Origin of the sequence: Variovorax sp. YR750, from assembly GCF_900109805.1 — a bacterium.
Classification (GTDB): Bacteria; Pseudomonadota; Gammaproteobacteria; order Burkholderiales; family Burkholderiaceae_C; genus Variovorax; species Variovorax gossypii.
In genome coordinates, this window is the sequence record NZ_FOBJ01000018.1 from 88038 (window position 1) to 113975 (window position 25938).

Sequence of the window (25938 nt, forward strand, 5' to 3'; positions counted from 1 at the left end):
GATGCTCTTCATCAGCGCTTCATTCGCTTGGCGGCCTCGAACGCGGGGCCCCATACCGGGTGCTTGCGCTCCGCCACGTTGAGTTCGAAGGTCGGGAACGCATCGAGGATCTTGCGGAACTGCAGGCGGCACTCGGCGATCTGGTTGGCCACGCAGTAGCTGAAGGCCTCGAGCTTCATCGCGTCGAGGCGCGTGGAAGGCTCCGCGGCTTCGAACACCGAGACGCCGCCGCTCTTGAGCGTGCTGAGGGCCTTGGCATAGTCGCCTTCGTCATAAGCTTGCTGCGCCTTCTCGAGCGTGGTGCGCGCCACTTGCTGGCTCAGTCGTTCGGGTTGCGGCGCGGGCTCCGGCGGCGGAGTGGTCGTGCAACCCGAGACCACGATAAGAGCGAACGCCAGAGCAGGCAGACATGACTTCAATCTTCTCTCCTACCTTGCAAAAGGCAATGCTTGAGATAGTGTGCCGCTGTGTTGCGACATGCACGCGATGCGCCATCGTAAGGGCGCATGACTTCGATAATATAAGCCGCGAACCCTCGGGAGATTTCAATGCATCGACGAAGCTTGCTACAAGGCGCACTTGCAACCACACCGTTGTTTGCGGGCCTCATCAGTGGATGCGCATCGACGGCCAAGTCCATGCCCACTCCCTATGCCGTCACCATCAGGATCGACGACGGCGTCAATCCCGACGGACGAGGACAGGCCGCGCCCATCCTCGTGAAGGTCTTCGAATTGAAATCTTCCGGTAACTTCGAGACGGCAGACTACTTTGCACTACAAGACCGTGACCGTGAAACGCTGAGCACCGAACTGGTCAATGCCGACCAGGCCATCATGCGCAGCGGAGAAGAGCGCGTGTTCAAGCGCGAGGCCGGTCTCGATTCGCGCGCCATCGGCATCATCGCCGGCTATCGCAAGCTGGAAGCCGCTCGCTGGCGCATCGTGCTGCCGCTGAAGGAGCCCAAGCAAACCAACCTATACAAGGTGTGGCAGTTCTCGCCGAGCGAGCAGGCCGTGCATGTCGCTGTGCGCAAGACTGGCATAGAGCTGCTACCAAGTCGTTAACTTTGGACCGAAGGTACTGATTCGCTAGTACCAAAGTGCGAGAAATTCATAAGCGAAATGCGGTGCAAAACGTAAGACGCGACGTGTAGCATCGAGAACAAAACAAGTGGACCGGGAGGCCGCACATAAGCGCATCTCCCGCTCCGGCGTGAGCACTCCCCAGGAGGTCTTTTTGGTGACAGTTCGCAATCCGGGCGCCGCAAAGAACGGCGCCCATCCGCAGGCATTGGCGAATCGCGTTGTGTGGTCCGAGGGCATGTACCTGCGACCGCAGCACTTCCAGCAAATGGAACGCTATGTCGAGCAGTACGTGACCCGGCGCACCGCAGGCCTGCAAGGCGCCTACTGGGGCTGGCTGCACCTGGACATCGACCGCGATGCCTACGCGCTGGGTCGCGTGTCGCTGCTCGGCGGCGCGGGCGTGATGCCCGACGGCACGCCCTTCTCGTTCGGCGCGGAAGACGCGCCGCTTCCTTATGAAGTACCGAACGATCTCACCGACGAACTCATAGTTCTGGCGCTGCCGTTACGCAGGCCCGGCAGCGAGGAAGTCATCTTCTCCGAAGACGAAGGCTCCGCCGCGCGCTTCGGCGTGATCGAGCGCGAAGTGAACGACGGCAACGCCGTCGCGCTCGGCCCCGCCGTGCTGCAGCTTGCCGCGCCTCGCCTGCGGCTTGCGCGCGCTTCTTCGCTCACTGCCGAATGGCAGGCCATCGGCGCGGTGCGCGTGATCGAGCGGCGCACCGATCACAAGCTGGTGGTCGACGCCAACTACATCCCGCCCGTGCTCGACGCCTCCGCGCACGCCATGCTGCGCAGCATGATCGCGGAGCTGCACGGCCTGCTCACGCAGCGCTCCGAGGCATTGGCCTCGCGGCTGTCGCAACCGGGCCGCGGCGGCGTGAGCGAAGTCTCCGACTTCCTTCTGCTCGAACTGGTCAACCGTTATCTCGCGCTCACGTGGCATGCGCAGCAGGCGGTGCAGGTGCACCCCGAGGAACTCTTCGTCGACTGGCTCAAGCTGGCCTGCCACCTGGCCACGCACACATCGCCCACGCGCCGTCCGGTGCTGTGGCCGGTGTACGACCACGACAACCTCAACGAATGCATCCGTCCGCTGCTCGAAGAGTTGCGGCGCTCGCTGTCGGCGGTGCTCGAGCAGAGCGCGATCGCCATCGAGCTGGAAGAGCGCAGCCACGGCGTGCGCGTGGGCCGCATGCCCGACCCGGTGCTGGTGCGCAACGCGGGCTTCGTGCTCGCGGTGCATGCCGACCTGCCGGCCGACGCGATCCAGCAGCGCTTCCCCACGCAGGTGAAGATCGGCTCGGTCGAGCGCATCCGCGACCTCGTGCAGCTGCAACTGCCGGGCGTGGTGGTGCGTCCGCTGCCGGTCGCGCCGCGGCAGATTCCGTACAACGCGGGCTATCACTACTTCGAACTGGACAAGAGCGGCGACATGTGGCGCCAGCTCGAAAAATCGGGCGGCGTGGCAATGCACCTGGCCGGTGACTTTCCCGGTCTGGCCATGGAGTTCTGGGCCATCCGTCCGTGAGGGACTCTATGAACGGTGTCAACGACATGGCCGTCGGCCCGGGAGGCTTCGTGCCTCCGAACCCGGGCGGCGGCAACGCCAGCGGCGACGCGGGCGGCATGCAGCATGCGTCGCGCGGCGGGGCGATGGGCGGCGGCCTGGGTGCGCAGCCCGAGTCCTTCACTGCGTGGCATGACGCGCGGCGCCCGCACGCGGGCGACTCGGCGCTCGCGGGCAACAACCCGCTGGTGGCGGCGGCCAACCCGCTGCTCGACCTGATCCCGCAGATCCGCGCCACCGGCCACCATCCCGCGCCGTCGCAGCTGCGCGAGCACCTCGTCGACGAGGTGCGCCGCTTCGAGACGCGCGCGCAGCAGGCGGGCATCTCGCCCGAAGTCATCATCGGCGCGCGCTACTGCCTGTGCACCGCGGTCGACGAGGCCGCGGCGCTCACGCCGTGGGGCGGCAGCATCTGGTCGTCGCAGAGCCTGCTGGTGATGTTCCACAACGAGACATGGGGCGGGGAGAAGTTCTTCCAGCTCCTGTCGCGCCTGGTGCAGAACCCGCAGCAGCACCTGCACCTGATCGAGCTCATCTACTTCTGCCTGGCGATGGGCTTCGAAGGGCGCTTCCGCGTCATCGACAACGGCCGCACGCAGCTCGAGACGCTCAAGCAGCGGCTGCTGCAGATCATCCGGCAGGCGCGCGGCGAGATCCCCGTGCCGCTCTCGCCGCATTGGCAGGACGGCAGCGCGCCGGTGCGCCGCGCGCGCAACTGGCTGCCCGTGTGGGCGGTGGGCGCGGTGGCGGCGGTGCTGCTGGTGGCCGTGTTCGCGTTCCTCACCTTCAATCTCGCGGGCCACTCCGACGGAGCCTTCGCGGCCGTCAACGCGGTGCGCCTGCCGCAGGCGGAGCGTGCCGTCGTCATGCCCGCGCCTGTGCCGCGGCTTCAGCGCTTCCTCGAACCCGAGATCCGCGAAGGCCTGCTGACCGTGCGCGACGAGGCAGACCGCAGTGTCGTGGTGCTGCGCGGCGACGGCCTGTTCGCCTCGGGCTCCGACCGCGTGCTCGACCGTTATGCACCGGTGCTGGTGCGCGTGGCCGATGCGCTCAACTCAGTCGAAGGCAACGTGCTGGTCAGCGGCTTCAGCGACGACCAACCCATCCGCAGCGTGCGCTTTCCCTCCAACTGGCAACTCTCGCAGGCCCGCGCCGACGCGGTGAAGAAGATGATCGCCACGCGCATTGCGCGACCCGAACGCCTGCGCGCCGAAGGCCGCGGCGATGCCGACCCGCTCGTGCCCAACGATTCCGCCGCCAACCGCGCGCGCAACCGCCGCGTCGAGGTGACGCTGCTGGTGGCGCCGGGAGCCGGCGCGCCCGTGGCTCCCGCTCCGCTCGTCGCTCCTGCTCCCGCACGGCAGCCCGGAGGCAACCGCTGATGCTGCGCGCCATCTTCCGTTTTCTCATCAGCCGCGACCTCTGGGTCTTCCTCGGCCTCGTCGCGCTCGCCTTCCTGATCTGGGTCATCGGCCCGGCCATCGCGGTGGGCCGCTATCGCCCGCTCGAGGACGAGATCGTTCGCATCGTGGTCATCGTGCTGATGTTCACGATCTGGATCGTGCGCGTCATCTACCGCAAGTGGCGCGAACGCCGGCTCAACGCGCAGCTGCTCAACCAGCTGCGCACGCCCTCCAAGCAGGAAAAGGAGGCACGGCCCGAGGACGCACCTGAAATCAAGGAGCTGCAGAGCGGCTTCGCCGACGCCACCAACATCCTGAAGAACATGCGCTTCGGCGCGGATGCCGACGGCAAGCCCGCGAGCCGTTTCTCGCTGTTCGACCGGCAGTACCTGTACCAGCTGCCCTGGTACATCTTCATCGGCGCGCCGGGCTCGGGCAAGACCACTGCGCTGGTCAACTCCGACCTCGACTTCCCGCTGGCCGACCAGCTCGGCAAGGCAGCGGTGCGCGGCATCGGCGGCACGCGCAACTGCGACTGGTGGTTCACCAACGAGGCGGTGCTGATCGACACGGCCGGCCGCTACACCACGCACGAGAGCAACCGCGAGACCGACGAGGGCGAGTGGAAGGGCTTCATCGATCTGCTGAAGAAGTTCCGCCCGCGCCAGCCGATCAACGGCGCGATCCTCACCATCAGCATCGCAGACCTGCCGCTGGCCGACGACGCCCAGCGCGCGCGCCACGCGATGGCGCTGCGCAAGCGGCTGCTGGAGTTGCGCAACGACCTGGGCATCGACTTCCCGGTGTACGTGCTGGTCACCAAGACCGACCTGCTGGCCGGCTTCAACGAATACTTCGGCTCGCTGGGCCGCACGGAGCGGCAGCAGGTGTGGGGCTTCACCTTCCCGATCCAGGGCAACCCGGCGAACAAGAAGGCCGGCAAGGGTGCGGCTGCACCCGTGGGCGGCGACCTGCGCGAGCGCTTCCACCAGGAATACAAGCTGCTGCACCAGCGCCTGGACGAACGCCTGCCCGAGCTGCTGGCGGCCGAGTCCGATCCGATGCGCCGCGCGCAGGCCTACCTGCTGCCGCAGCAGTTCGCGAGCTTCGAGGACATCCTCGGCACCTTCCTGGCCGACGTTTTCAATCCCTCGAAGTTCGAGGCCGCCTCGATGCTGCGCGGCGTGTACTTCACCAGCGGCACGCAGGAGGGCACGGCCTTCGACCGCGTGATGGGCGCCATCAAGCGCTACCTTCAGGTCAATGCGCCGCCGGCGCCGCCGCCGGGCCCGGGCAAGAGCTACTTCCTGAAGGAGCTGCTGCAGCAGGTGATCTTCCGCGACGCGGGCGTGGCCGGCACCAACCTGCGCTGGTACCGCCGCAAGCGGGCCATCGACATCGCGGGCTACAGCGTGATCGGCGTTCTGCTCGTGCTGTTCCTCGGCGCCTGCGTGAACAGCTGGCGCAACAACAAGGACTACGTGGCCGAGGTCGACACCAACGCCAAGGCCTTCAACAAGGCCGCCGCGCGCGGCGAGCTGCCCACGGTGGTCGACACCAGCGGCGACATCGCCAGTTCGCTGCTCGTTCTCGACAAGCTGCGCGACCTGCCGAAGTCCAGCCATTTCGACATCGGCGATCCGCCCACCTCCTACCGCTTCGGCCTCTACCAGGGCGAGAAGCTGCAGGCGGCGACCGACGGCGTGTACCAGCGCGCGCTCGAGACGGTGCTGCTGCCGCAGGCCGCGCAGCGCGTGGAGCAGTCGCTGCGCGAGGCCGCGAAGAACGACGCCGAATACAGCTACGAGGCGCTCAAGGCCTACCTCATGCTGTACGACGCCGAGCGCTACGACGCCGACTTCCTGCAGGCCTGGCTGCTCACCGACGTCGATCGCAAGATCGGCGCCTCGCTCACGCGCGAGCAGCGCGCCAACCTCGAGTCGCACCTGAAGGCGCTGTTCGCCGGCCGCGTGGTGGCCTCGCCCTTCGCCAAGGACGACAGGCTCATCACGCAGACGCGCGAGCGCCTGGCCGGCGTGCCGCTGGCGCAGCGCTCCTACGCGCGGCTGCGCCGCATCCTGCTGCAGACCAGCCAGCCCAATGCCTTCACCATCGCCGAGGCGGGTGGCGCCGAGTCGGCGCTGGTCATCCGCCGCGCGAGCGGCAAGCCGCTGACCGACGGCATTCCCACGCTCTTCACCTACCGCGGCTACTGGGACATCTTCGACAAGCGCATGGCCGAGACCGCGCTGTCGCTCGAGCAGGAGGACCGCTGGGTGCTGCAGATCCGCGCGCCCGGCATCGCCGACATCACCTCGCGCGAGCTGCTGCTGCGCGAGGTGCGCAGGCTCTACCTCACCGACTACATCAAGGTGTGGGACGACTACCTCGTCGACATCCGCCTGGCCGACAGCCGCTCGCTGCTGCAGAGCATCCAGATGACGCGCGTGCTCTCCACCGCCGAGTCTCCGATGTCGCGCATCATCCGCGGCGCCGCGCGCGAGACCGACCTGCTGCGCAACCACGACGAGGCCGCGCGCAGCCTGCTCGACCAGGCGCAGAACCGCGTGCAGAGCACGCGCGAGCGCATCGAGCAGCTCATCGGCCAGCCCGACGGCAGCCAGCGCCGCAATACGCGGGTCGACCGCCCCGAGTCGCTGGTGGACAACCACTTCGAGCCGCTGCGCCGCATGGTCACCGCGCCCAAGCAGGGCGGCCAGGCGCCCATCGACGCGACGGCCGCGCTCATCAACGAGCTCTACAACTTCCTCACCGCCACCGACACCGCGCTGCGCAGCGGCAACATCCCGCCGACCAGCGACGCCGTCACCAAGGTGCAGGCCGAGGCGGGGCGCCTGCCGGTGCCGTTCCAGGGCATGCTGAACGACCTGTCGACCACCGCCTCGTCGAAGGCGGCGGCGGTGACGCGGCAGAACATCGGGCAGAGCGCGGCGGCGAGCATCGGCTCGTTCTGCAACCAGGCGATCTCCGGGCGCTATCCGTTCACGCGCGGATCGAACCGCGACGTGGCCTCGGGCGACTTCGCGCAGCTGTTCGCGCCGGGCGGGATGATGGACGACTTCTTCCAGAAGAACCTCGTCACGCAGGTCGACACCTCGGTCAATCCGTGGACCTTCAAGCGCGGCGTGGACGGCAGCGCCACCGGCCGTTCGGCCTACCTCGATTCGTTCCAGAAGGCGCAGGCCATCCGCGACGTGTTCTTCTCGGGCATGGCGGGCGGACGCACGCCCTCGTTCACCATCGACATCCGCCCCGAGGACATGGACGCGGCCCTCACGCAGTTCACGCTCGACGTCGACGGCCAGACGGTGCGCTACGCGCACGGCCCGCAGGCGCCCAGCACCATCAAGTGGCCGGGTCCGCGCAACAGCAACCAGGTGCGCCTGCAGGTGACCACCGCCAACGGCACGCCGGCCGGCGGCATCGTGACCGAAGGCCCGTGGGCGCTGCACCGGCTGTTCGACAAGGCCTCCATCTCCGCGGGCAGCTCGCCCGAATCGTTCAACGCCAGCTTCGACCTGCAGGGCAAGAAGGTGGTGCTCGCGGTCACGGCCAACAGCGTCTACAACCCGCTGCGCCTGTCGCAGATGAACAGCTTCTCGTGCCCCGGGAAATCCTGAAATGAACAGCAGCATTCCCCCGCAGGCCTGGGTGCCCGTCGACGAGCAGATCGGCTGGTACGGCAAGCTGCCGGCTGCCGGCGACTTCCTCTACCGCCGCATGCCGCGCGAGCTGCAGGCCTGGTGGGACCGCTGGATGCAGAACGGCCTGGGCAGCTTCAAGCGCTGGCCCGACGCGATGACGCGGCACTACGCGGTGGCGCCCGTGTGGAACTTCGCGATTCCCGCCACGCAGGGCGTCGATGCCGTGCAGTTCGGATGCATCGCGCCCAGCTGCGACCGCGTGGGCCGCTACTACCCCGTGTGTATCACGCTGCAGGTGGCCGCGCGCAACTATCGCCCCTCGGTGCTCGAGGGCTCGGCCGCGTGGTACTGGCAGTGCGGCACCGCGATGCTGCAGGCCATCCGCCACGGCGTGGCGCCCGACCAGTTCGACAGCCAGGTGCTGGCCGCGGGCCGTGCCGGCTTCCAGACCGCCAGCGGCGGCTCGGACGACATCCTTTCGATCCTCGGGCCTACGGCCGGAGGCGCCAGCGCCAAGCAGCAACTGGGCTGGCCGGAGCTTCCACTGTGCTTCGACCCCTTCGGCAGCACCAGCTACTGGTGGACCAACCAGGCCGACGGATCGCCGTTGCGCACCGCCGCCCATGGCGGCGGGCTCAACACACCGCTGTTTTCCAAGTTGTTTTCGCAAGGGCATGTGCCATGGGCATGAACAAGAAGAGCCAGGTCGGCCACAGGGTCCGGGGGGGCCGTGTGGGTCATGGAGGCGACCGTCCCGCAGGAGGAAAAGAAGCATGACGACGCAAGGCATCGGAAGCCCGCCGGCAGACACGCAGGAGGAGCGCCCGCATCCGCTGGGCGTGAACCACAGGCTCGACGAGTTCGAGCTGCTCGAGGTGATCGGCGAGGGCGGCTTCGGCATCGTCTACCGCGCCTACGACCACTCGCTGCAGCGCGAGGTGGCGATCAAGGAATACATGCCCTCGATGCTCGCGCGCCGCGTGGGCGACAACAGCGTGCACGTGCGTTCCGAGCGGCTCACGGCCACCTTCCAGGCGGGCCTGCGCAGCTTCATCAACGAGGCGCGCACGCTCGCGCAGTTCAGCCACCCGGCACTGGTGCGGGTGCATCGCTTCTGGGAGGCGAACTCCACCGCCTACATGGCGATCCAGCTCTACAAGGGCCGCACGCTGCGCCGCCTGGCGGAAGACGAGCCCGGCAGGATCACCGAGCAATGGCTGCTGGGCATGCTCGGGCCGCTGCTCGGCGCGCTCGAGACGCTGCACCGCAGCCAGTGCTTCCACCGCGACATCGCGCCCGACAACATCTTCATCCAGCAGGACGACCTGCCGGTGCTGCTCGACTTCGGCGCGGCGCGCAAGTCGATCGCCGACCTCGTCGACGAGGTGGCGGTGATGGTGAAGTCGGGCTATTCGCCCATCGAACAGTACGCCGACGACAACACGCTGCTGCAGGGCGCATGGACCGACCTGTACGCGCTGGGCGCGGTGCTGTACCGCGCGGTCACCGGCCATCCGCCGCCCTCGGCCGTGGTGCGCAGCGTGCAGGACGCGTACGTGCCGCTGTCGTCCATGGGCCGCGACGACCTGAGCCCGGCCTTCTGCGCCGCCATCGACCACACGCTGGCCGTGCACAGCAAGGACCGCACGCAGACCGTGGCCGCCTTCGCCGCCGAACTGGGGCTGGTGAAGCTGGGCGACATCTACGTGAGCGGCATGGGCGTGCCGACGGTGATCATTCCCACCGCGCCCGTGTCGGCCACGCCGCCGCCTCCGCAGCTGACGCCGCAGCAGTTTTCGCCGGTGTCCGCGCCGGCACCGCTGGAGCCGGTGCCTGTGGCCATGCCCGAACCCGTGCGCGCGCCGACGCCCGCACCCTCGCCGCGTGCCGCGCAGGAAGAGCAAGCGCAAGGCAGTCGCGCCAAGCCCCAGGCACAGCCGCAGTCCCACAAGGCCGCGCCCGCGCAGAAGACCAAGCTCAAGCGCCCGCCATGGGGCATGGTGGGCGTGCTGTTGATCGCGCTGGTCGCGGTCGGGGCCTGGATCGGCCTGCGCCTGACATCGGGCATGCAGCCGCAGGAGCCTTCCAAGACCGCGATGGTGCCGGTGCCGCCCCCGGCCGAGCCGATGTCGACCAACACCGCGCCGCCGGCGGCGATGCCCCCGACGCCTCCCGCCACCGACGGCGTGCCGCCCGCCGTGGCGGGCGGTGCCGCACAGCCGCCTGCCGCGGCTGCCAGCGCGCCCGCCACCGCCACAGGGCCGCTGGCGCCGCTGGAGGCCGTTCCGGTGAATCCGCCGGCCACGCCCGCGACGCCGGCCACTCCTGCCACGCCGCCCGAGTCTGCCCTTGCCACCGCCGAGGCGGAAGACTGGAACCTCGCGCAAAGCGAGAACACGCGCGAAGGCTACGAGGCCTACCTGCGCCGCTATCGTCGCGGGCTGCATGCGCGCGAGGCGCGGGCCGCCATCGCGGAGATCAACCGGGTCTCGCCGCCCTCGGTGCCCGTCGCGCCCGGAACGCAGCCGCCCGGCACCACGACCGTGGCGGGCGCGACGCCGGGCACTCCCGGCGCCACGACGCCTCCTGCCACGCCCACGGCGTCGCCCGGCATGGGCCGCATCATGTTCAACGTCCGGCCCTGGGGCCAGGTGTTCGTCGACGGTGCCGATCGCGGCGTGAGCCCGCCGCTGAAGTCGCTGTCGCTGCGCCCCGGCATCTACAACATCGAGGTGCGCAACGGCGACCTCGAGGTGTACCGGCAGCGCGTGACGGTGCAGGACAGCAAGTCGGCGCCCGTGGTCAGCCACGAGTTCAAGTAAGCCTCGTAGGCCTTCGGCCGTAGTTCGCCTCCTGCTTTTGCGGGATGGCGCAATGCCATGCAGTGCCCGAAGAATGAGCCTCCCGTTCGCGTGAGGCTCTTCTGCATGTCTCCCGCGGATGTCCGCCACCACTGCCGCCAGCCGGCAACCGGTACGCAGGAGCCGCAGCATGAGCGAAACCACATCCGAACCGCAGCCTGACGCGCAGCGCCAGCGCCCTCCCGAGCGCGTGGCGGTGATCGCCATCCACGGCGTCGCGGACCAGAAGTCCGGCGACACCGCGCGCGCCATCGCCTCGCTGATGGTCAATGCAGGCAGCGCGCAGGTGCGCTACAGCCAGGGCGATTGCGACAGCTTCATCATGGCCGTGCCGCCGCTGAAGGCGATGGCGGGCAACCGTTCGGCGAAGCCGCTGCCCCGGGGTTCGGTCCGGAAGGTGCAGCCGTCCAGCCAGGCGCCTGACTCGCTGGGCAAGGCCTTCGAGCAGTCGACCCGGTCGGATTTCCAGCGCGAGGAATGGGTCGTCGGGAGCAGCGCGCCGTCGGCGCCCGTGGTCGTGCCCGGCGGCGGCGCACCCGCGCCGGCGGGAACCCGGGCGCCCACGCCGAGGAACATGATCGAGGCCGATGCGGGCATCGCCTTCAGCGACTACCTGCTCTCGAAGTGGAAGGGCGCGGACAACGACACCTACGAGGCCACCCGCATCCGGATGACCCGCACCGCATCCGGCGCGGGCACGGCGCCGCAGCAGCACCGGCAACAGCAGGTGGACGTGCACGAGATGTACTGGGCCGACCTGTCGCGCCTGTCCGGTGCGCTGCCGCGCATCGTCACCGAGCTCTTCACGGTGGTTTTCCGCCTGTCGCTGCTGGGGCGCGACGCGGTGGATCGCGCCAGCGCCGACGCCGGCCGGCGGCAGCCCGACAGGCAGCCGCCCCGGCGCTGGCACTGGCTGACCAACCTGCAGAGAGGCCTGGACTGGGCCTTCTCGAACCTGCTGGCCAACCTGTTCTCGCAACTGCTGCTGATCGGGCTGCTGGTCGTCGCGTGGGGCGTGGCCGAGCCGCACACGGCCGTGCTGCGCACCGTGCTGGCCGTGGCGGTGCCGACGCTCGCGGCCTGGTGGTACTGCTACCGCCATGCCGCGCGGCCCTCCAGCCGGCTCGCGGCCGCCGTCTTCGCGGCCCTTGCGGCCGTGCTGCTGCACGCCGTGCCGGCGCATTGGGTGGTGGGCCTGGGCTGCCTGGCGTTGCTCGCGCTGCTGTTCGACTACGTGCTGCGCGTGGCGGCCGCCCGCTTTCCAGCGATGCGCGCGGTGGGGCTCGTCTTCCTGGCGGTCACGGCGCTGGCGCTGCTGGGCCACGTGGTCGCGGAAGTGCTCGCCTCCGGCGGGCGGGCCGACCTGCACAGCTGGGTGCGCGGCGGGCTGCGCGCATTCGAGTACATGCTGTTCGGCATCGTGGTCTGGTGGGCCGCCGCTGTGGTCCCGTTCCTGCTCTGGTTCGTCTTCGGGCAGATGGCGGCGCGCGACGGCGCCGCCGCGCACGGCAGCGTGGCGACCGGGCGGCTCGGGCTGATGGTGTCGATGGCTTCGTTCGTGGCGCTGTCGATGGCCATCTGGGCCCTGCTCACCACGCTGGTGGAGTTCGGCGCCGCGGACACCTCCTACTGCCCGCTCATCTTCGACGTCGGCACGGGCTGCTTCCCCAAGGGCTCGACATTCCTGCACCTGCGCTACCTCCGCAGCACGGAGACCTTCGTGCTCGCCGCCGGTCTGACGCTGGCGCTGCTGCTGTACATGATCGTGGTGCTGGTGCCCAGCGTGCTCGCGGAAATCAGGAACGGGCTGGGAACGGCGCAGAACCTCGGTCGCTGGCTCAGCGGCGGCTATCGGCGCCTGGAAGCCGTCGTCACCGGGCTGGCGGCGATGAGCGTGATCGTCGCCGCCGTCGTCGGCGTGATCCTGCTGCTGGCGCGCTGCGGCATCCTGCCGAAGGACCTGGTCGGCGGAGAGATCTTCGAATGGTTCGGGCCGGTGTCGGAGCTCGTGCTCAAGCCGCTGGTGCTCAGCGCGGCCACCGCGGCGGCCGCGCTCTCTGCCTTCGGCGGCGTGCTCTCGCGCTACGTGCCGTGGCTGCGGCTGCCGCTCGACGTGGTGCTCGACGTCGACAACCATTTCCGCGAGTTCCCGCGCCACGCCATTCCGCGAGCGCGCATCTTCTCGCGCTACGTGGCGCTGCTCGAGCACATCGCGGCGCAGAAGTACGACCGCATCGTGATCGTGGCCCACAGCCAGGGTACGGTGATCTCCGCGGAACTGCTGCGCTACCTGCAGCACCGCGCCCAATGGCAGGCCGACGCGGGCATCGACGACCGCGTCACGCGGCTGTGGCCGCAGCTGCAGGGAAGGATCCATCTGCTGACGGCGGGCTGCCCGCTGCGCCAGCTGTACGCCCAGCGCTTCCCGCTTCTCTATGCGTGGGTGGGCAGGACCACGGCGCCGGGCAGCAGCGGCCCGCTGGCCTCCGATGTCGGCGTGAACCGCTGGGTCAACCTGTACACCACCGGCGACTACGTGGGGCGCTGGCTGTGGTGCGATCCGCCGCCGGCGATCGACACCGTGGGTGGCCACGCGACGCTGTGGAATCCGGCGCCGGCCTTCGCGCCGATGACCGGGCCCGAGCGCGACGTGTGCGTGGGCATCGGCGCGCACACGCACTACTTCGAGCAGGGCGGGACCTATGCGGCGCGCTGGATAGATGCTCTCGTGAACTGATGACGACAGCAGCACGAGCCGCGGCTTTCCTCGCGCCTTGCGCGCCTCCTGCGCAGGCGACAACGGTCGTCCCGGCGCCCCGTCGCTCAGGCCGCGCCGCGCAACGCCCTGCGGTACTGCACCGCCTCCGCCAGATGCCCGACCTGTACCGCCTCAGATGCATCCAGGTCGGCGATGGTGCGAGCCACCTTCAGCGCCCGGTGCGTGCTGCGCGCGGACCAGCCGAGCTTGGCCGCCGCGTTGAACATGAACCCGCGAGCCGCGTCGTCCAGCGTCGCGTGACGATCGATGGCCGCGCCGTGCAGCGACTGGTTGGCATGGCCCTGGCGCCGCATCGCTCGTTCGCGCGCGGCGACGACGCGCTCGCGGATGCTGTCGGTCGACTCGCCCGCAGGTGAGTCGAGCAGCAACTGGGCCGACACCGGGGGCACTTCGATGTGCAGGTCGATGCGGTCCAGCAGCGGGCCGCTGAGCTTGCCCTGGTAGCGCGAGACTTGCTCCGGCGTGCAGCGGCAGGGCCTCGATGACGAGCCCAGGTAGCCGCAGGGGCAGGGGTTCATGGCTGCGACGAGCTGGAAGCGCGCCGGGAACTCTGCGCGCCGCGCGGCGCGGGCGATGGTGATCGTGCCCGTCTCCAGCGGCTCGCGCAGTGCTTCCAGCGCGGAGCGGGCGAACTCGGGGAATTCGTCGAGGAAGAGCACGCCGTGGTGCGCGCGCGAGATTTCCCCGGGGCGGGGCGGGGAGCCCCCGCCGACCAGCGCCACGGCGCTCGCCGTGTGGTGCGGAGAGCAGGTCGGCCTGCTCATCCACCTTTCCGTCGCGAAGCGCCCGCCGAGGCTGGCAACCGCGGCGCTTTCCAGTGCTTCGTCGATGTGCATCGCGGGCAGCAGCCCCGCGAAGCGCTGGGCGAGCATCGACTTGCCCGAGCCGGGTTCGCCCACCATCAGCAGGCTGTGGCCGCCCGCCGCCGCGATCTCGAGCACGCGCTTGACGCCCGTGTGCCCTTTCACTTCGGACAGGTCGGCGTATCGGGGCACGGCCGTGTCGGGCTCGGCCTGGATGCGCGCCCAGCCGTCGTCCGGGCCGTCGGGCAGCTGGGAAGCGGCATCGTCGCCCGCCACGAACTGGCGGACCACGTCCAGCAGGTGCCTGGCCCCATACACCTCGCCGCCCGGTACCAGCGCGGCCTCCTGTGCACTTTCAAGCGGCAGCACCAGCCGCGTCGCGACGCCGCGCGTGTGCAGCGCCAGCGCCATGGCCAGGGCACCGCGAACGGGCCTGAGCTCGCCGGATAGAGACAGCTCCCCGGCGAACTCGTGGCCGGCGAGCCGGGCGTTGTCTATCTGTCCGCTGGCCGCGAGGATGCCCAGCGCGATGGGCAGGTCGAAGCGCCCGGAGTCCTTGGGCAGGTCGGCCGGCGCCAGGTTCACTGTGATGCGCTTGTTGTTGGGGAACTCCAGCCCCGCGTTCTGCAGCGCCGAGCGGACCCGCTCGCGCGCCTCCTTGACCTCGGTTTCGACCAGCCCGACCAGCGTGAAGCTGGGCAAACCGTTCGCAAGATGCACCTCTACCGTGACACTGGCCGCTTCAAGACCCAGCAAGGCGCGGCTCTGCACCAAAGACAGTCCCATTTCTCTCCCTCTCCCCAAGATGGTGCACCCGTTGTGGGCATTCCCGCGGTGGTGCGGCGCACCGTCCATCTGCAACCACTCGCAACAGGGGTTGTAACGATTTGGCGCTCACCCGCAGCGTGGACGCGGTCGCAAGGGCAGGGATTCGTGCACTTTGGCACGCTCCCTGCTTTGAGCCCTCCGGTCCAACAACACACTTGCGAGGAGTTCCCTGATGACGCACCGTACCGCCGCCCAGGCGCTGATCGTTCTGGCCACCGCATTGACCGCGTCCGGCGCGGCCCTGGCGCAGACTGCAACGACCGACGCCGCAGCAGCGCCTGCGGCAGCTCCCGCCCCGAACCTGACCGGCAATGTGTCGATCACCACGAACTACAAGTTCCGTGGCCAGGACCAGGACATGATCGGCAAGAACGACTACGCCAAGACCAAGGGCTTCAAGCCCGCCATCCAGGGCGGACTGGACTACGCCTTCGGCGACAGCGGCTTCTACGTGGGCAACTGGAACTCCAGCGTCAACTGGCTCAAGGGCAACAGCATCGAGATGGACGTGTACGGCGGCTACAAGTTCAAGGCCGGCCCGCTGGACATGGACGTCGGTGCGCTCACCTACATCTACCCGGGCAACTCCGCCGGCAACACCACCGAGCTGTACGTCGCGGGCACCTACGCCAACGAGACCTTCGGCTCGTTCACCGCCAAGTACTCGCACACGGTGTCGAAGGACTACTTCGGCTACGCCGGCAACAAGGCCGGCTCGGGCCTGAAGGGCACCAACACCGGCTACCTGAACCTGTCGTACAGCAAGGAGATCGTGCCCAAGGTCACGCTGAAGGCGGCCGTCGGCTACACGAACATGTCCAGCGACATCCGCAGCCTGGGCTACAAGAGCTACGTCGACTACAACATCGGCGCGAGCTACGACTTCGGCAACGGCCTGTCGCTGACCGGCTCGATCCAGGGCGCCAACAAGAAGAACTCGTACCTCGCGGTGAGCAACCCGGGCGTCGACTACGGCTTCGGCACCTTCGGCACGACCTACTACTCGCCGAACAAGGCACGCTTCATCGTCACGCTGACGAAGACTCTGTAATCCGCACTACAACGAGGCGCGGCCCAAGCTGCCGCGCCACTTCATTTCCATCCGAAGGAGAAAACTCATGAAGCTGGTCACAGCCATCATCAAACCGTTCAAGCTCGACGAGGTGCGCGAAGCACTGTCGGCCATCGGCGTGCAGGGGATCACCGTCACCGAGGTGAAGGGCTTCGGCCGCCAGAAGGGCCACACCGAGCTCTACCGCGGCGCGGAGTACGTGGTCGACTTCCTGCCCAAGGTCAAGATCGAGGCGGCCGTCTCCGACGACCTCGTCGATCGCGTGATCGAAGCGGTCGAGAGCGCCGCACGCACCGGCAAGATCGGCGACGGCAAGATCTTCGTCTACAACCTCGAACAGGTCGTTCGCATCCGCACCGGCGAAACGGGCCGCGAAGCCCTCTGATCGAGTCCTGGCCCGAAAGAACAACGACTATGAAAAAACTGCTTGTCTCTCTTGCGCTCGGCTTGAGCGTGCTGGCCGCCGGTACCACCGGCTTCGCGCAAACCCCCGCCGCGGCAACGCCCGAGGCTCCGGCCGCGTCGGCACCGGCTGCCGCCGCGCCCGCTCCGGCAGCGGCCCCTGCGGCAGCGGCTCCGGCCGCCGCCGAGGCTGCTCCCGCCGCCGCACCCGCGGCCCCCGCTCCGAAGATCGATTCCGGCGACACCGCCTGGATGCTGACTTCGACCCTTCTCGTGATCCTGATGACCATCCCCGGCCTCGCGCTGTTCTATGGCGGCCTGGGCCGCTCGAAGAACATGCTGTCGGTGCTGATGCAGGTCTTCGTGATCTTCTCGCTGATCAGCATCCTGTGGGCCGTCTACGGCTACAGCCTGGCCTTCTCGGGTGACGGCAACTTCTTCGGAGGATTCGACAAGATCTTCATGAAGGGCATCACGCAGGAGACCTTCGGCGCGCTGACCACGATTCCCGAATACGTGTTCGTCGCCTTCCAGGGCACCTTCGCGGCCATCACCGTGGCGCTGATCGTCGGCGCCTTCGCGGAACGCGCCAAGTTCTCGGCCGTGCTGCTGTTCTCGGTGCTGTGGTTCACGTTCAGCTACGTGCCGATCGCCCACATCGTTTGGGGCGGCGGCCTGCTGGGCAAGGACGGCGCGCTGGACTTCGCCGGCGGCACCGTGGTGCACATCAACGCCGGTGTGGCCGGCCTGGTCGGCGCCTACATGGTCGGCAAGCGCGTCGGCTACGGCAAGGAAGCCTTCACGCCTCACTCGCTCACGCTCACCATGGTCGGCGCATCGCTGCTGTGGGTCGGCTGGTTCGGCTTCAACGCCGGCTCCGCTGGTGCAGCCAACGCCGTCGCCGGCCTGGCCTTCGTGAACACGGTGCTCGCCACCGCCGCCGCGGCCCTGTCGTGGATCCTGGGCGAGAGCCTGCACAAGGGCAAGGCCTCGATGCTGGGTGCCGCATCCGGTGCAGTCGCCGGCCTGGTGGCCGTCACGCCCGCAGCCGGCTTCGTCGGCCCGATGGGTTCGATCGTGCTGGGCCTGCTGGCCGGCCTGGTCTGCCTGTGGGGCGTGGGTGGCCTCAAGCGCATGCTCGGCGCCGACGACGCGTTCGACGTGTTCGGCGTGCATGGGGTGGGCGGCATCCTGGGTGCCATCCTGACCGGCGTGTTCGCTGCCAAGGGCCTGGGCGGCACCGGCGGCGCGACCCCCGACACCTTCGCGATGGGCGCACAGGTCTGGATCCAGATCAAGAGCGTGCTGCTCACGATCGTGTGGTCCGGCGTGGTTGCCTTCATCGCCTACAAGATCGCCGACCTGACCCTCGGCCTGCGTGTGTCGGAAGAAGAAGAGCGCGAAGGCCTCGACATCTCCTCCCACGGCGAAACGGCTTACAACCGCTGATCTGCCTTGGCGGGCCTGCCTTCGGGCAGCCCGCCATCGAATGAATGACCACCACCACTTACAAGAAGAATTCTCCGTAACGAGTTTTTCAAGCGAGGTCTCCTTTGGATGTTCAGCCCGCGAGCGCTCCGGCGCCAGCGGGCTTTTTTTTGCCCATCGCCGCGATGGCCGGGAGCACAATCGCGACACCATGTGGACCTCCATCGAAGACAGCCTCTGCGAGCTCGGCGAATCGCCGTTCTGGCATCCCGAAGAGCGATCGCTCTACTGGCTCGACATTCCAGGCCGTGCCGTGCTGCGCACACGCGGCGAGATCGGATCGCCGGGAGCGAAGGTCGAGCGCTGGCCCCTGCCCACCGAACCCGGCTGCATGGCGCCCGCGCGCAGCGGCGGCCTCGTGATCGCGCTGCGCGACGGCATCTACCGCGCGCGCGAATGGGGCGGCGAGCTGGTCGCCATGGCGCGCGTGGAGCACGACGTGCGCACCATGCGCTTCAACGACGGCAAGTGCGACCCGCTGGGCCGCTTCTGGGGCGGCTCGCTCAACGAGGCGAAAGACCGCGCCAATGCCGCGCTCTACTGCTTCGACGCGCGCCCCGACACCGATGTCTCGCCCACGCTCTCGCAGATGGCCAACGAGTCCACCACGGCCAACGGCCTCGCCTTCTCGCCCGACGCCCGCACCCTCTACTGGGCCGATACCGCGGCGCACGTGGTGTGCGCGTGGGACTGGGACGCCGAGGCCAACTCGCTCTCGCACGCCCGCGTGTTCCACCAGTTCGAGGCCAAGCCCGAAGGCTGGAGCGTCGACGCGCCGCTGGGCTACCAGGGCCGCCCCGACGGCGCCACCGTCGATGCGCAGGGCCACTACTGGGTTGCCATGTTCGAGGGCGCGCAGCTGCTGCGCTTCGCACCCTCGGGCGAGATCGTGGCCTCGGTCCCCGTGCCCGTGCAGTGCCCGACCATGCCCTGCTTCGGCGGCGACGACCTGAAGACGCTGTTCGTCACCAGCGGCCGCAAGGGCAGGCCCGCCGCCGAGATCGCGCAGCGGCCCGCCTCGGGCACGGTGATCTCGATGCGGGTCGATACGCCCGGCCTGCCCGTCAACTTCTTCGCGGACTGAGATCGGACCTTCGGGCGCGCATGGCCCTGCAGCACATTCCGCCGATCCAGTGCCTGCTGACCTTCGAGGCAGTGGCGCGTCTGCGCCACGCGGGCCGCGCGGCCGACGAGCTGTGCGTCACGCCCAGCGCCGTGAGCCACCGCATCCGGCAACTCGAATCGCACGTCGGCTTCAAGCTCTTCGGCCGCGGCGACTTCAGCCTCACGGCCGATGGCGCGGCCTATCTCGCGAACGTGCGCACGGGGCTCGCCGCGCTGCAGGCGACACCGCTCGGCGGCAGCGCCGCGCAGCGCGCCACGCGCCTGCGTGTCGCGGTCACGCCCACCTTCAGCCGGCAGTTCCTCATGCCGAGGCTGGAGCTGTTCCGCAACATCTACCCCGACATCGAGTTCGTGCTGCAGGTGTCGATCCCGCTGCTCGACGTGACGGCCGAGCAGGCCGACCTGGAGGTGCGCTACGGCCCCGGCGGCTATGCCGACTGCGAGCACCGGCTGCTGATCGAGGAACAGGTGGTGCCCGCCTGCAGCCCGAGCTACCTCAACGAGTTCGGCCCCTTCACCGGTTTCCGAAGCGCGGCCGAGATCGCCGCCGCGCGGCTGATCCGCAGCCCGCTCGAGCCCTGGGGCACCTGGTTCGCGAGCTGCGGCATCGATCAGCCCGAGCCCGCCATCGGCTCGCAGTTCAACGACCTGGGGCTCATGTACGACGCTGCCGCCAGCGGCTTCGGCGTGGCGCTGGTGCGGCAGAAGCTGGGCGCGGAGTGGTTCGAATCGGGGCGGCTGGTGGCGCTGTCCGACCAGGCCGTGCCTTCGCCGCACCGGCACTACATCTGCTGGCAGCCCGGCACGCTGGAGCGCTGGGAGTGCGCGGCCTTCGCCGACTGGCTGGGGCAGAGCCTGCGCTGAGCCGGGCTCGCGAAGTTCTTTCAAGCACCCGGCAAAAATCCATCAACCCGGGGCGGGCGGAATGTCCGTAGAGTGCGGTAAACACGAGACATCCCGCGAGCAAGAAAGAAAAGAGGCCGCCGCATGAACGCGCCGCTGACTCCCACGCAACACGATTCGCTACAGAAAACGGAGCGCCAGTCGCAGATAGTGCGCGCGCTGCAGGCGCACCTGCCGGCCCACGCGCTGATCTGGCACGACGAGGACACCACCCCCTACGAGTGCGACGGCCTCACCGCCTACCGCGCCCGCCCGCTGGTGGTGGCCCTGCCCGAGACCGAGGCGCAGGTGGCCGCCGTGCTCAAGACCTGCCACCAGCTCGGCGTGCCCGTGGTGGCGCGCGGCGCGGGCACCGGGCTCTCGGGCGGCGCCATGCCGCACACCATGGGCGTGACGATGTCGCTCGCCAAGTTCAACCGCATCCTGAAGATCGATCCGGTGAGCCGCACGGCCGTGGTGCAGTGCGGCGTGCGCAACCTCGCCATCAGCGAGGCTGCGGCGCCCTTCAACCTCTACTACGCGCCAGATCCGTCGAGCCAGATCGCCTGCACCATCGGCGGCAACGTGGCCGAGAACTCGGGCGGCGTGCACTGCCTGAAGTACGGCCTCACGCTGCACAACGTGATGCGCGTGCGCGGCTTCACGGCCGAGGGCGAGCCCATCGAGTTCGGCGGCGAGGCGCTCGACGCGCCGGGGCTCGACCTGCTCGCGCTGGTCATCGGCAGCGAGGGCATGCTGGCTGTGACCACCGAGGTCACCGTCAAGCTGGTGCCCAAGCCGCAGCTCGCGCGCTGCATCATGGCCAGCTTCGACGACGTGCGGAAGGCCGGCGACGCGGTGGCCGCGGTGATCGCGGCCGGCATCATCCCGGCGGGGCTGGAGATGATGGACAAGCCCATGACCGCCGCGGTCGAAGACTTCGTGCGCGCGGGCTACGACCTCGACGCCGCCGCCATCCTGCTGTGCGAATCCGACGGCACGCCCGAGGAGGTGGAAGAGGAGATCGGCCGCATGACCGACGTGCTGCGCTCCTCCGGCGCCACCGCCATCGCGGTGAGCAGCAGCGAAGAGGAGCGCATGAAGTTCTGGAGCGGGCGCAAGAACGCCTTTCCCGCCTCGGGCCGCATCAGCCCCGACTACATGTGCCTCGACTCCACCATCCCGCGCAAGCGGCTGGCCGACATCCTGCTGGCCATCCAGGAGATGGAGAAGAAGTACGACCTGCGCTGCTGCAACGTGTTCCACGCGGGCGACGGCAACCTGCACCCGCTGGTGCTGTTCGACGCCAACGACCCCGACGAGCTGCACCGCTGCGAACTCTTCGGCGCCGACATCCTCGAGACCAGCGTCGCGATGGGCGGCACCGTCTCGGGCGAGCACGGCGTGGGCGTGGAGAAGCTCAACAGCATGTGCGTGCAGTTCACCGCCGCCGAGAACGAGCAGATGTTCGGCGTGAAGCGCGCCTTCGACCCCGAGGGCATGCTCAACCCCGGCAAGGTGATTCCCACGCTTCAGCGCTGCGCCGAGTACGGCAAGCAGGTGGTGCGCGGCGGCAGGCTGCCGCATCCGGATCTGCCGAGGTTCTGATGGCAATGGAAAACAACAACGACAACGCACTTCACCAGGTCGTCGAGCGCATCCGCGCGGCAGCCGCGGACGCCACGCCGCTGTGCATCCGCGGCGGCGGCACCAAGGGTTTCTATGGCGAGCTGCCGCAGGGCGAACTGCTCGACATGCGGCCGCTCGCCGGCATCACGAGCTACGAGCCGAGCGAGCTGGTCGTCACCGTGCGCGCGGGCACGCCGCTGGCCGAACTCGAAGCGGCGCTCGCCGAGAAGGGCCAATGCCTGCCCTTCGAGCCGCCGTGCTTCGGCAGCGGTGGCACGGTGGGCGGCATGGTCGCCGCCGGGCTGAGCGGCCCGGCGCGCGCCAGCGTCGGCTCGGTGCGCGACTACATGCTCGGCGCCACACTGGTCAACGGTCGTGGCGAGGTGCTGAGTTTCGGCGGGCAGGTGATGAAGAACGTCGCGGGCTACGACGTCTCGCGCGTGCTTGCCGGTTCGCTCGGCACGCTGGGCGTGATCGCCGAAGTCAGTCTCAAGGTGCTGCCCGTGCCGCCCGCCGAGGCGACGCTCGAGTTCGCGTGCGGCCAGGCCGACGCGCTGCGGCTGCTCAACGAATGGGGCGGAAGGCCGTTGCCGCTGAACGCGAGCTGCTGGTTCGAATACGCCGGCGCGGGCGCGCTCTACCTGCGGCTGCGCGGTGCCGTGGCGGCAGTGGAAGCCGCATGCGAGCACCTGGGCGGCGAGCGCAAGGACAACGCGCGCGCCGCTGCCGACTGGCAATCGCTGCGAGACCAGCAGCTGCCGTGGTTCGCCACCGGCAATGGGCCCGACGCGCTCTGGCGCGTGTCGGTGCCGCAGACCGCGCCCGTGCTTTCCATCGATGGCTCCGCGCCGCTGATCGAATGGCACGGCGGCCAGCGCTGGTACAAGGCGCCTCCCTCGGAGGCCGCGCGCATCCGCGAGATCGCACGCGCGGCGGGTGGCCACGCCACGCTGTTCCGTCTGCCGGACTCGGCCCCGCAGGCCGGAGTGCCGCGCTTCGATGCGCTGAGCGCGCCCGTCGAACGCATCCAGCGCGCGCTGATGCGCGAGTTCGATCCGCACGGCCTTTTCAATCGCGGCCGCCTGCTGCCCGCCAACTGAGAACAAGAACAGAGACATGCAAACCGAGCTCGCCCCCGAATTCAAAGGCACCGACGAAGGCCGAGAGGCCGAAGCCATCCTGCGCAAGTGCGTGCACTGCGGCTTCTGCACCGCCACCTGCCCGACCTACCAGCTGCTCGGCGACGAGCTCGACGGCCCGCGCGGGCGCATCTACCTCATCAAGCAGGTGCTCGAGGGCAAGGCGCCGACGCGCAGCACGCAGCTGCACCTCGACCGCTGCCTCACCTGCCGCAACTGCGAGAGCACCTGCCCGAGCGGCGTGCAGTACGGCAACCTGGTCGACATCGGTCGCAGGATCGTCGACGAGAAGGTGCCGCGTCCCGCGATGGAATCGGCGCAGCGCTGGGTGCTGAAGGAAGGCCTGCCGTCGCCGCTCTTCGGCCCCGCGATGAAGCTCGGCCAGTCGGTGCGCGGCTTGCTGCCCGAGGCGCTGAAGGCCAAGGTGCCCGCGAAGCAGGAGGCCGGCGCATGGCCCGCGGCCACGCATGCGCGCAAGGTGCTGATGCTCGCGGGCTGCGTGCAGCCGTCGATGATGCCCAACATCAACAGCGCCACCGCGCGCGTGCTCGATGCGGCTGGCATCCAGGCGGTGATCGCGCCCGAGGCCGGCTGCTGCGGCGCGGTGAAGTTCCACCTGAACGACCAGGACGGCGGCAAGGCGCAGATGCGCGCCAACATCGACGCGTGGTGGCCGTACGTGGAGCGCAACGAGGTCGAGGCCATCGTCATGAATGCATCGGGCTGCGGCGTCACCGTGCGCGAGTACGGCCACATCCTGCAGCACGACGCGGCCTACGCGCTGAAGGCCGCGCGCATCAGCGAACTCACGCGCGACCTGAGCGAGCTGCTGCCCGATCTGGTGCCTGCGCTGAAGGCCCGCGTGAAGGCGCCCGACGGCGTGGTGGCCTACCACCCGCCGTGCACGCTGCAGCACGGCCAGAAGCTGCGCGGCGGCGTCGAGACGCACCTGCGCGCGCTGGGATTCGACATGCGCGTGGCGATGAACGAATCGCACCTGTGCTGCGGCTCGGCCGGTACCTACTCGGTGCTGCAGCCCGAGCTGGCCTATCCGCTGCGCGACCGCAAGCTGGGGCACCTGAAGCAGCTGCAGCCCACCACCATCGCCTCGGCCAACATCGGCTGCATCACGCACCTGCAAAGCGGCAGCGGCGACACGCCGGTGCGGCACTGGGTCGAGCTGCTGGACGCGGCGCTGCTGCCGAATCCCAAGGCCTGATCGCAGGCATCGTCGGACAAGGGGGAGGGGGTTGGTCCGACTCGCCCGGCGCCGGTTCGCGGCGCATCATGGCCGCACCGAATCTGCAAGGAGAAAGCGCCATGTCTCATCTTCTGCCTGCATCCTTCACCTCCGCCACGCTGCGCCGCGTGCTGCTGGCCTGCGTCTGCGCGGGCGGTGCGATGGCCGCGCAGGCCCAGGGCGCCATGCCGCCGTGGCAGGGCGCCGGCTCGGCGCGCTACGTGTGCGGCGGCATCGGCTCCGACGAATCGACGGCGATGCGCGCGGCCATGAAGGAACATCCGCTCGCGCTGCTGTTCGCGCGCGCCGACGGCGCCTACATGGCGAACGTCGACGTGACCATCAAGGGCGGCGATGCCAACAACGCCGCGGCCCTGGCGTTCCGCGCCAGCGGCCCGGTCTGCCTGGTCGACGTGCCGAACGGGCGCTACGTGATCGACGTCGCGGCGCCCGGCGGCGCGGTGAAGAGCCAGACCGTGACGGTGGGCGGCGGGCCGAAGACGGCCGACTTCAGGTTCTGACGAGGCGGCCGCAGGCCGTTCAGGCCGCGGCCAGCGCGGCTTCGACGTCGCGCTCGAGCGAGGCCGGCGTGTCCAGCGGCGCGTAGCGCTTGAGCACCGTGCCGTCGCGCCCGACCAGGAACTTCGTGAAGTTCCACTTGATGGCCGTGCTGCCGAGCAGGCCGGGCTTTTCCTTCGTGAGCCACTGGTAGAGCGGCGCGGCGTTGCTGCCGTTCACGTCGATCTTCTCCATCATCGGAAAGCTCACGCCGTAGTTCTTCGTGCAGAAGGCGCCGATCTCCTCGTTGGTGCCCGGGTCCTGCCCGCCGAACTGGTTCGAGGGAAAGCCCAGCACCGCGAGCCCCTTGTCCGCGTACTTCTCGTGCAGCGCCTCCAGCCCCGCGAACTGCGGCGTGAAGCCGCAGTTGCTGGCGGTGTTGACGATCAGCAGCACCTTGCCCTTGAAGGTGGAGAGCTTCACCGGCTTGCCGTCGATCAGGTTCGCTTCGAAGTCGTAGACGCTGGCCATGCTGTTTTTCCTCAGGAGGGAGAAGAAGAGGCGCGATCATCGCGCCGCGCGGGCGTTCGCGCAAACGCCGCCCAGACGGCGCCGAGCACGATCAGCGCGCCGCCCATGAGGATGCGCGGGTCCATCTCGGCCGCGCCCAGCGCCACCGACGACACGCTCGCGAACAGCACCTCCGACAGCATGATCACCGAGGTCGCGGAAGCCGTGAGCCGCGCCGCGCCGTACTGCAGGCACACGTTGGCGAAGACGAAGGCCGTGCCCAGCAGCGCGGCCCAGCCCAGCCAGCCCGGCGAGGCGCGCAGCGGCGAATCGAACGCGCCCAGCGCGGTGCCGCCGAGCGCCGCGACGCCGGCCACGAAGGCGCAGCCGCAGAACATCGCCAGCGCGCGCGATTCGCCCGGCGCCTGCCGCAGGTGGCGCAGCGCGATGTTGGTGACGGCGAAGCCGAAGCCCGCGGCCATGCCCAGCCAGTCGGGCAGGCTCGAGGGCACCGGCCAGTCGGTGCCGGGCGCCTTCAGCACCACCGCCACGCCGGTCAGCGCGAGCGCCACGCGCGCCAGCGCGCCGCCGGTGGGCCGCTCGCCGAGCAGCAGCCAGGCCAGCAGCACGCTCCACAGGGGCATCAGGTAGAACAGCAGCACCACGCGCACCACGTCGCCCTGCGTCACGGCCCAGTTGAAGCCCACGTTGGTGAAGCCGGCCGCCAGGCCCAGCACCACCAGCATCGGGAAGGCCGCGAAGCCTTTCCACGCATGCCGGCGCAGCACGCCCATCGGGACGGCGATGGCCAGGTAGATCAGGCAGGTGGTCCACAGCGGATGCAGCCCGTGGCCCGCGATCTGGCGGAAGGGAAACCAGGACACGCCCCAGACGAAGGCGTTCAGTAGCAGGGCGAGTGCTGGCATGGTGGTGGAATTTTCGTGGGGCACCGAGGA

General features: G+C 69.1%; 20 protein-coding genes. 16 read left to right on the top strand and 4 right to left on the bottom strand.

Annotated features, from left to right (window positions below; translation table 11 throughout):
• Window positions 1-11: 11 nt before the first annotated feature.
• Window positions 12-311, bottom strand: coding sequence for a TssQ family T6SS-associated lipoprotein (locus BMY35_RS30695; RefSeq protein WP_240651356.1), 300 nt, complete (start codon window positions 309-311; stop codon window positions 12-14).
• Between the two features lie 237 nt (window positions 312-548).
• Between BMY35_RS30695 and tssJ the strand changes: the two genes are divergently transcribed.
• The 7 genes from tssJ (at window position 549) to BMY35_RS30730 (ending at window position 13324) form a co-directional block, all read left to right on the top strand.
• Complete coding sequence (tssJ, locus tag BMY35_RS30700; protein WP_093206787.1) at window positions 549-1067, top strand: type VI secretion system lipoprotein TssJ; 519 nt, start codon at window positions 549-551, stop codon at window positions 1065-1067.
• Window positions 1068-1323: 256 nt separating this feature from the next.
• Window positions 1324-2619, top strand: coding sequence for a type VI secretion system baseplate subunit TssK (gene tssK, locus BMY35_RS30705; protein WP_240652263.1), 1296 nt, complete (start codon window positions 1324-1326; stop codon window positions 2617-2619).
• 8 nt (window positions 2620-2627) lie between these two features.
• Window positions 2628-4040, top strand: a complete 1413-nt coding sequence (locus BMY35_RS30710) for a DotU family type VI secretion system protein (protein ID WP_093206789.1) — start codon at window positions 2628-2630, stop codon at window positions 4038-4040.
• Entirely contained in the window at window positions 4040-7702 is a 3663-nt protein-coding gene (gene tssM, locus BMY35_RS30715) for a type VI secretion system membrane subunit TssM (protein WP_093206790.1), read from the top strand. Before BMY35_RS30710 ends, tssM begins: the two co-directional genes overlap by 1 nt.
• A gap of 1 nt (window position 7703) precedes the next feature.
• Entirely contained in the window at window positions 7704-8417 is a 714-nt protein-coding gene (tagF, locus tag BMY35_RS30720; protein ID WP_093206791.1) for a type VI secretion system-associated protein TagF, read from the top strand.
• Window positions 8418-8499: 82 nt separating this feature from the next.
• Window positions 8500-10548 (top strand): serine/threonine protein kinase, encoded by a 2049-nt coding sequence (locus tag BMY35_RS30725; RefSeq protein ID WP_093206792.1) that lies wholly within the window; start codon window positions 8500-8502, stop codon window positions 10546-10548.
• Window positions 10549-10717: 169 nt separating this feature from the next.
• Window positions 10718-13324 carry a hypothetical protein gene (locus BMY35_RS30730; protein WP_093206793.1) on the top strand — a complete coding sequence of 869 codons (2607 nt, stop codon included), beginning with the start codon at window positions 10718-10720 and terminating at the stop codon, window positions 13322-13324.
• An 86-nt stretch (window positions 13325-13410) separates the two neighbouring features.
• Here the strand turns inward: BMY35_RS30730 and BMY35_RS30735 are convergent, their stop codons facing one another.
• Window positions 13411-14955, bottom strand: a complete 1545-nt coding sequence (locus BMY35_RS30735) for a YifB family Mg chelatase-like AAA ATPase (protein ID WP_093206794.1) — start codon at window positions 14953-14955, stop codon at window positions 13411-13413.
• 214 nt (window positions 14956-15169) lie between these two features.
• On the opposite strand from BMY35_RS30735, the gene BMY35_RS30740 reads away from it, so the two are divergent.
• The 9 genes from BMY35_RS30740 (at window position 15170) to BMY35_RS30780 (ending at window position 24495) form a co-directional block, all read left to right on the top strand.
• Window positions 15170-16048, top strand: a complete 879-nt coding sequence (locus tag BMY35_RS30740) for a TorF family putative porin (RefSeq protein WP_093206795.1) — start codon at window positions 15170-15172, stop codon at window positions 16046-16048.
• A 67-nt stretch (window positions 16049-16115) separates the two neighbouring features.
• On the top strand, window positions 16116-16454 hold the full coding sequence (gene glnK, locus BMY35_RS30745) for a P-II family nitrogen regulator (protein ID WP_093206796.1): 339 nt from the start codon (window positions 16116-16118) through the stop codon (window positions 16452-16454).
• A 29-nt stretch (window positions 16455-16483) separates the two neighbouring features.
• The gene (locus tag BMY35_RS30750) at window positions 16484-17920 is read left to right on the top strand and encodes an ammonium transporter (protein WP_093206797.1); all 1437 of its coding nucleotides are present in this window, start codon (window positions 16484-16486) and stop codon (window positions 17918-17920) included.
• 190 nt (window positions 17921-18110) lie between these two features.
• The gene (locus BMY35_RS30755) at window positions 18111-19043 is read left to right on the top strand and encodes an SMP-30/gluconolactonase/LRE family protein (protein ID WP_093206798.1); all 933 of its coding nucleotides are present in this window, start codon (window positions 18111-18113) and stop codon (window positions 19041-19043) included.
• A 20-nt stretch (window positions 19044-19063) separates the two neighbouring features.
• Complete coding sequence (locus tag BMY35_RS30760; protein ID WP_093206799.1) at window positions 19064-19948, top strand: LysR substrate-binding domain-containing protein; 885 nt, start codon at window positions 19064-19066, stop codon at window positions 19946-19948.
• A gap of 123 nt (window positions 19949-20071) precedes the next feature.
• Window positions 20072-21574, top strand: a complete 1503-nt coding sequence (locus BMY35_RS30765) for an FAD-linked oxidase C-terminal domain-containing protein (RefSeq protein ID WP_093206800.1) — start codon at window positions 20072-20074, stop codon at window positions 21572-21574.
• Window positions 21575-21579: 5 nt separating this feature from the next.
• The gene (gene glcE, locus BMY35_RS30770) at window positions 21580-22695 is read left to right on the top strand and encodes a glycolate oxidase subunit GlcE (protein WP_093206801.1); all 1116 of its coding nucleotides are present in this window, start codon (window positions 21580-21582) and stop codon (window positions 22693-22695) included.
• 16 nt (window positions 22696-22711) lie between these two features.
• A complete protein-coding gene (gene glcF / locus BMY35_RS30775) occupies window positions 22712-23953 on the top strand; it encodes a glycolate oxidase subunit GlcF (protein ID WP_093206802.1) in 1242 nt (413 codons plus the stop codon).
• 101 nt (window positions 23954-24054) lie between these two features.
• Complete coding sequence (locus BMY35_RS30780) at window positions 24055-24495, top strand: hypothetical protein (protein ID WP_093206803.1); 441 nt, start codon at window positions 24055-24057, stop codon at window positions 24493-24495.
• A gap of 19 nt (window positions 24496-24514) precedes the next feature.
• Here BMY35_RS30780 and BMY35_RS30785 read toward each other — a convergent pair whose 3' ends face one another.
• The gene (locus BMY35_RS30785) at window positions 24515-25003 is read right to left on the bottom strand and encodes a glutathione peroxidase (protein ID WP_093206804.1); all 489 of its coding nucleotides are present in this window, start codon (window positions 25001-25003) and stop codon (window positions 24515-24517) included.
• Between the two features lie 11 nt (window positions 25004-25014).
• Entirely contained in the window at window positions 25015-25908 is an 894-nt protein-coding gene (locus tag BMY35_RS30790; RefSeq protein WP_093206805.1) for a DMT family transporter, read from the bottom strand.
• Window positions 25909-25938 lie beyond the last annotated feature (30 nt).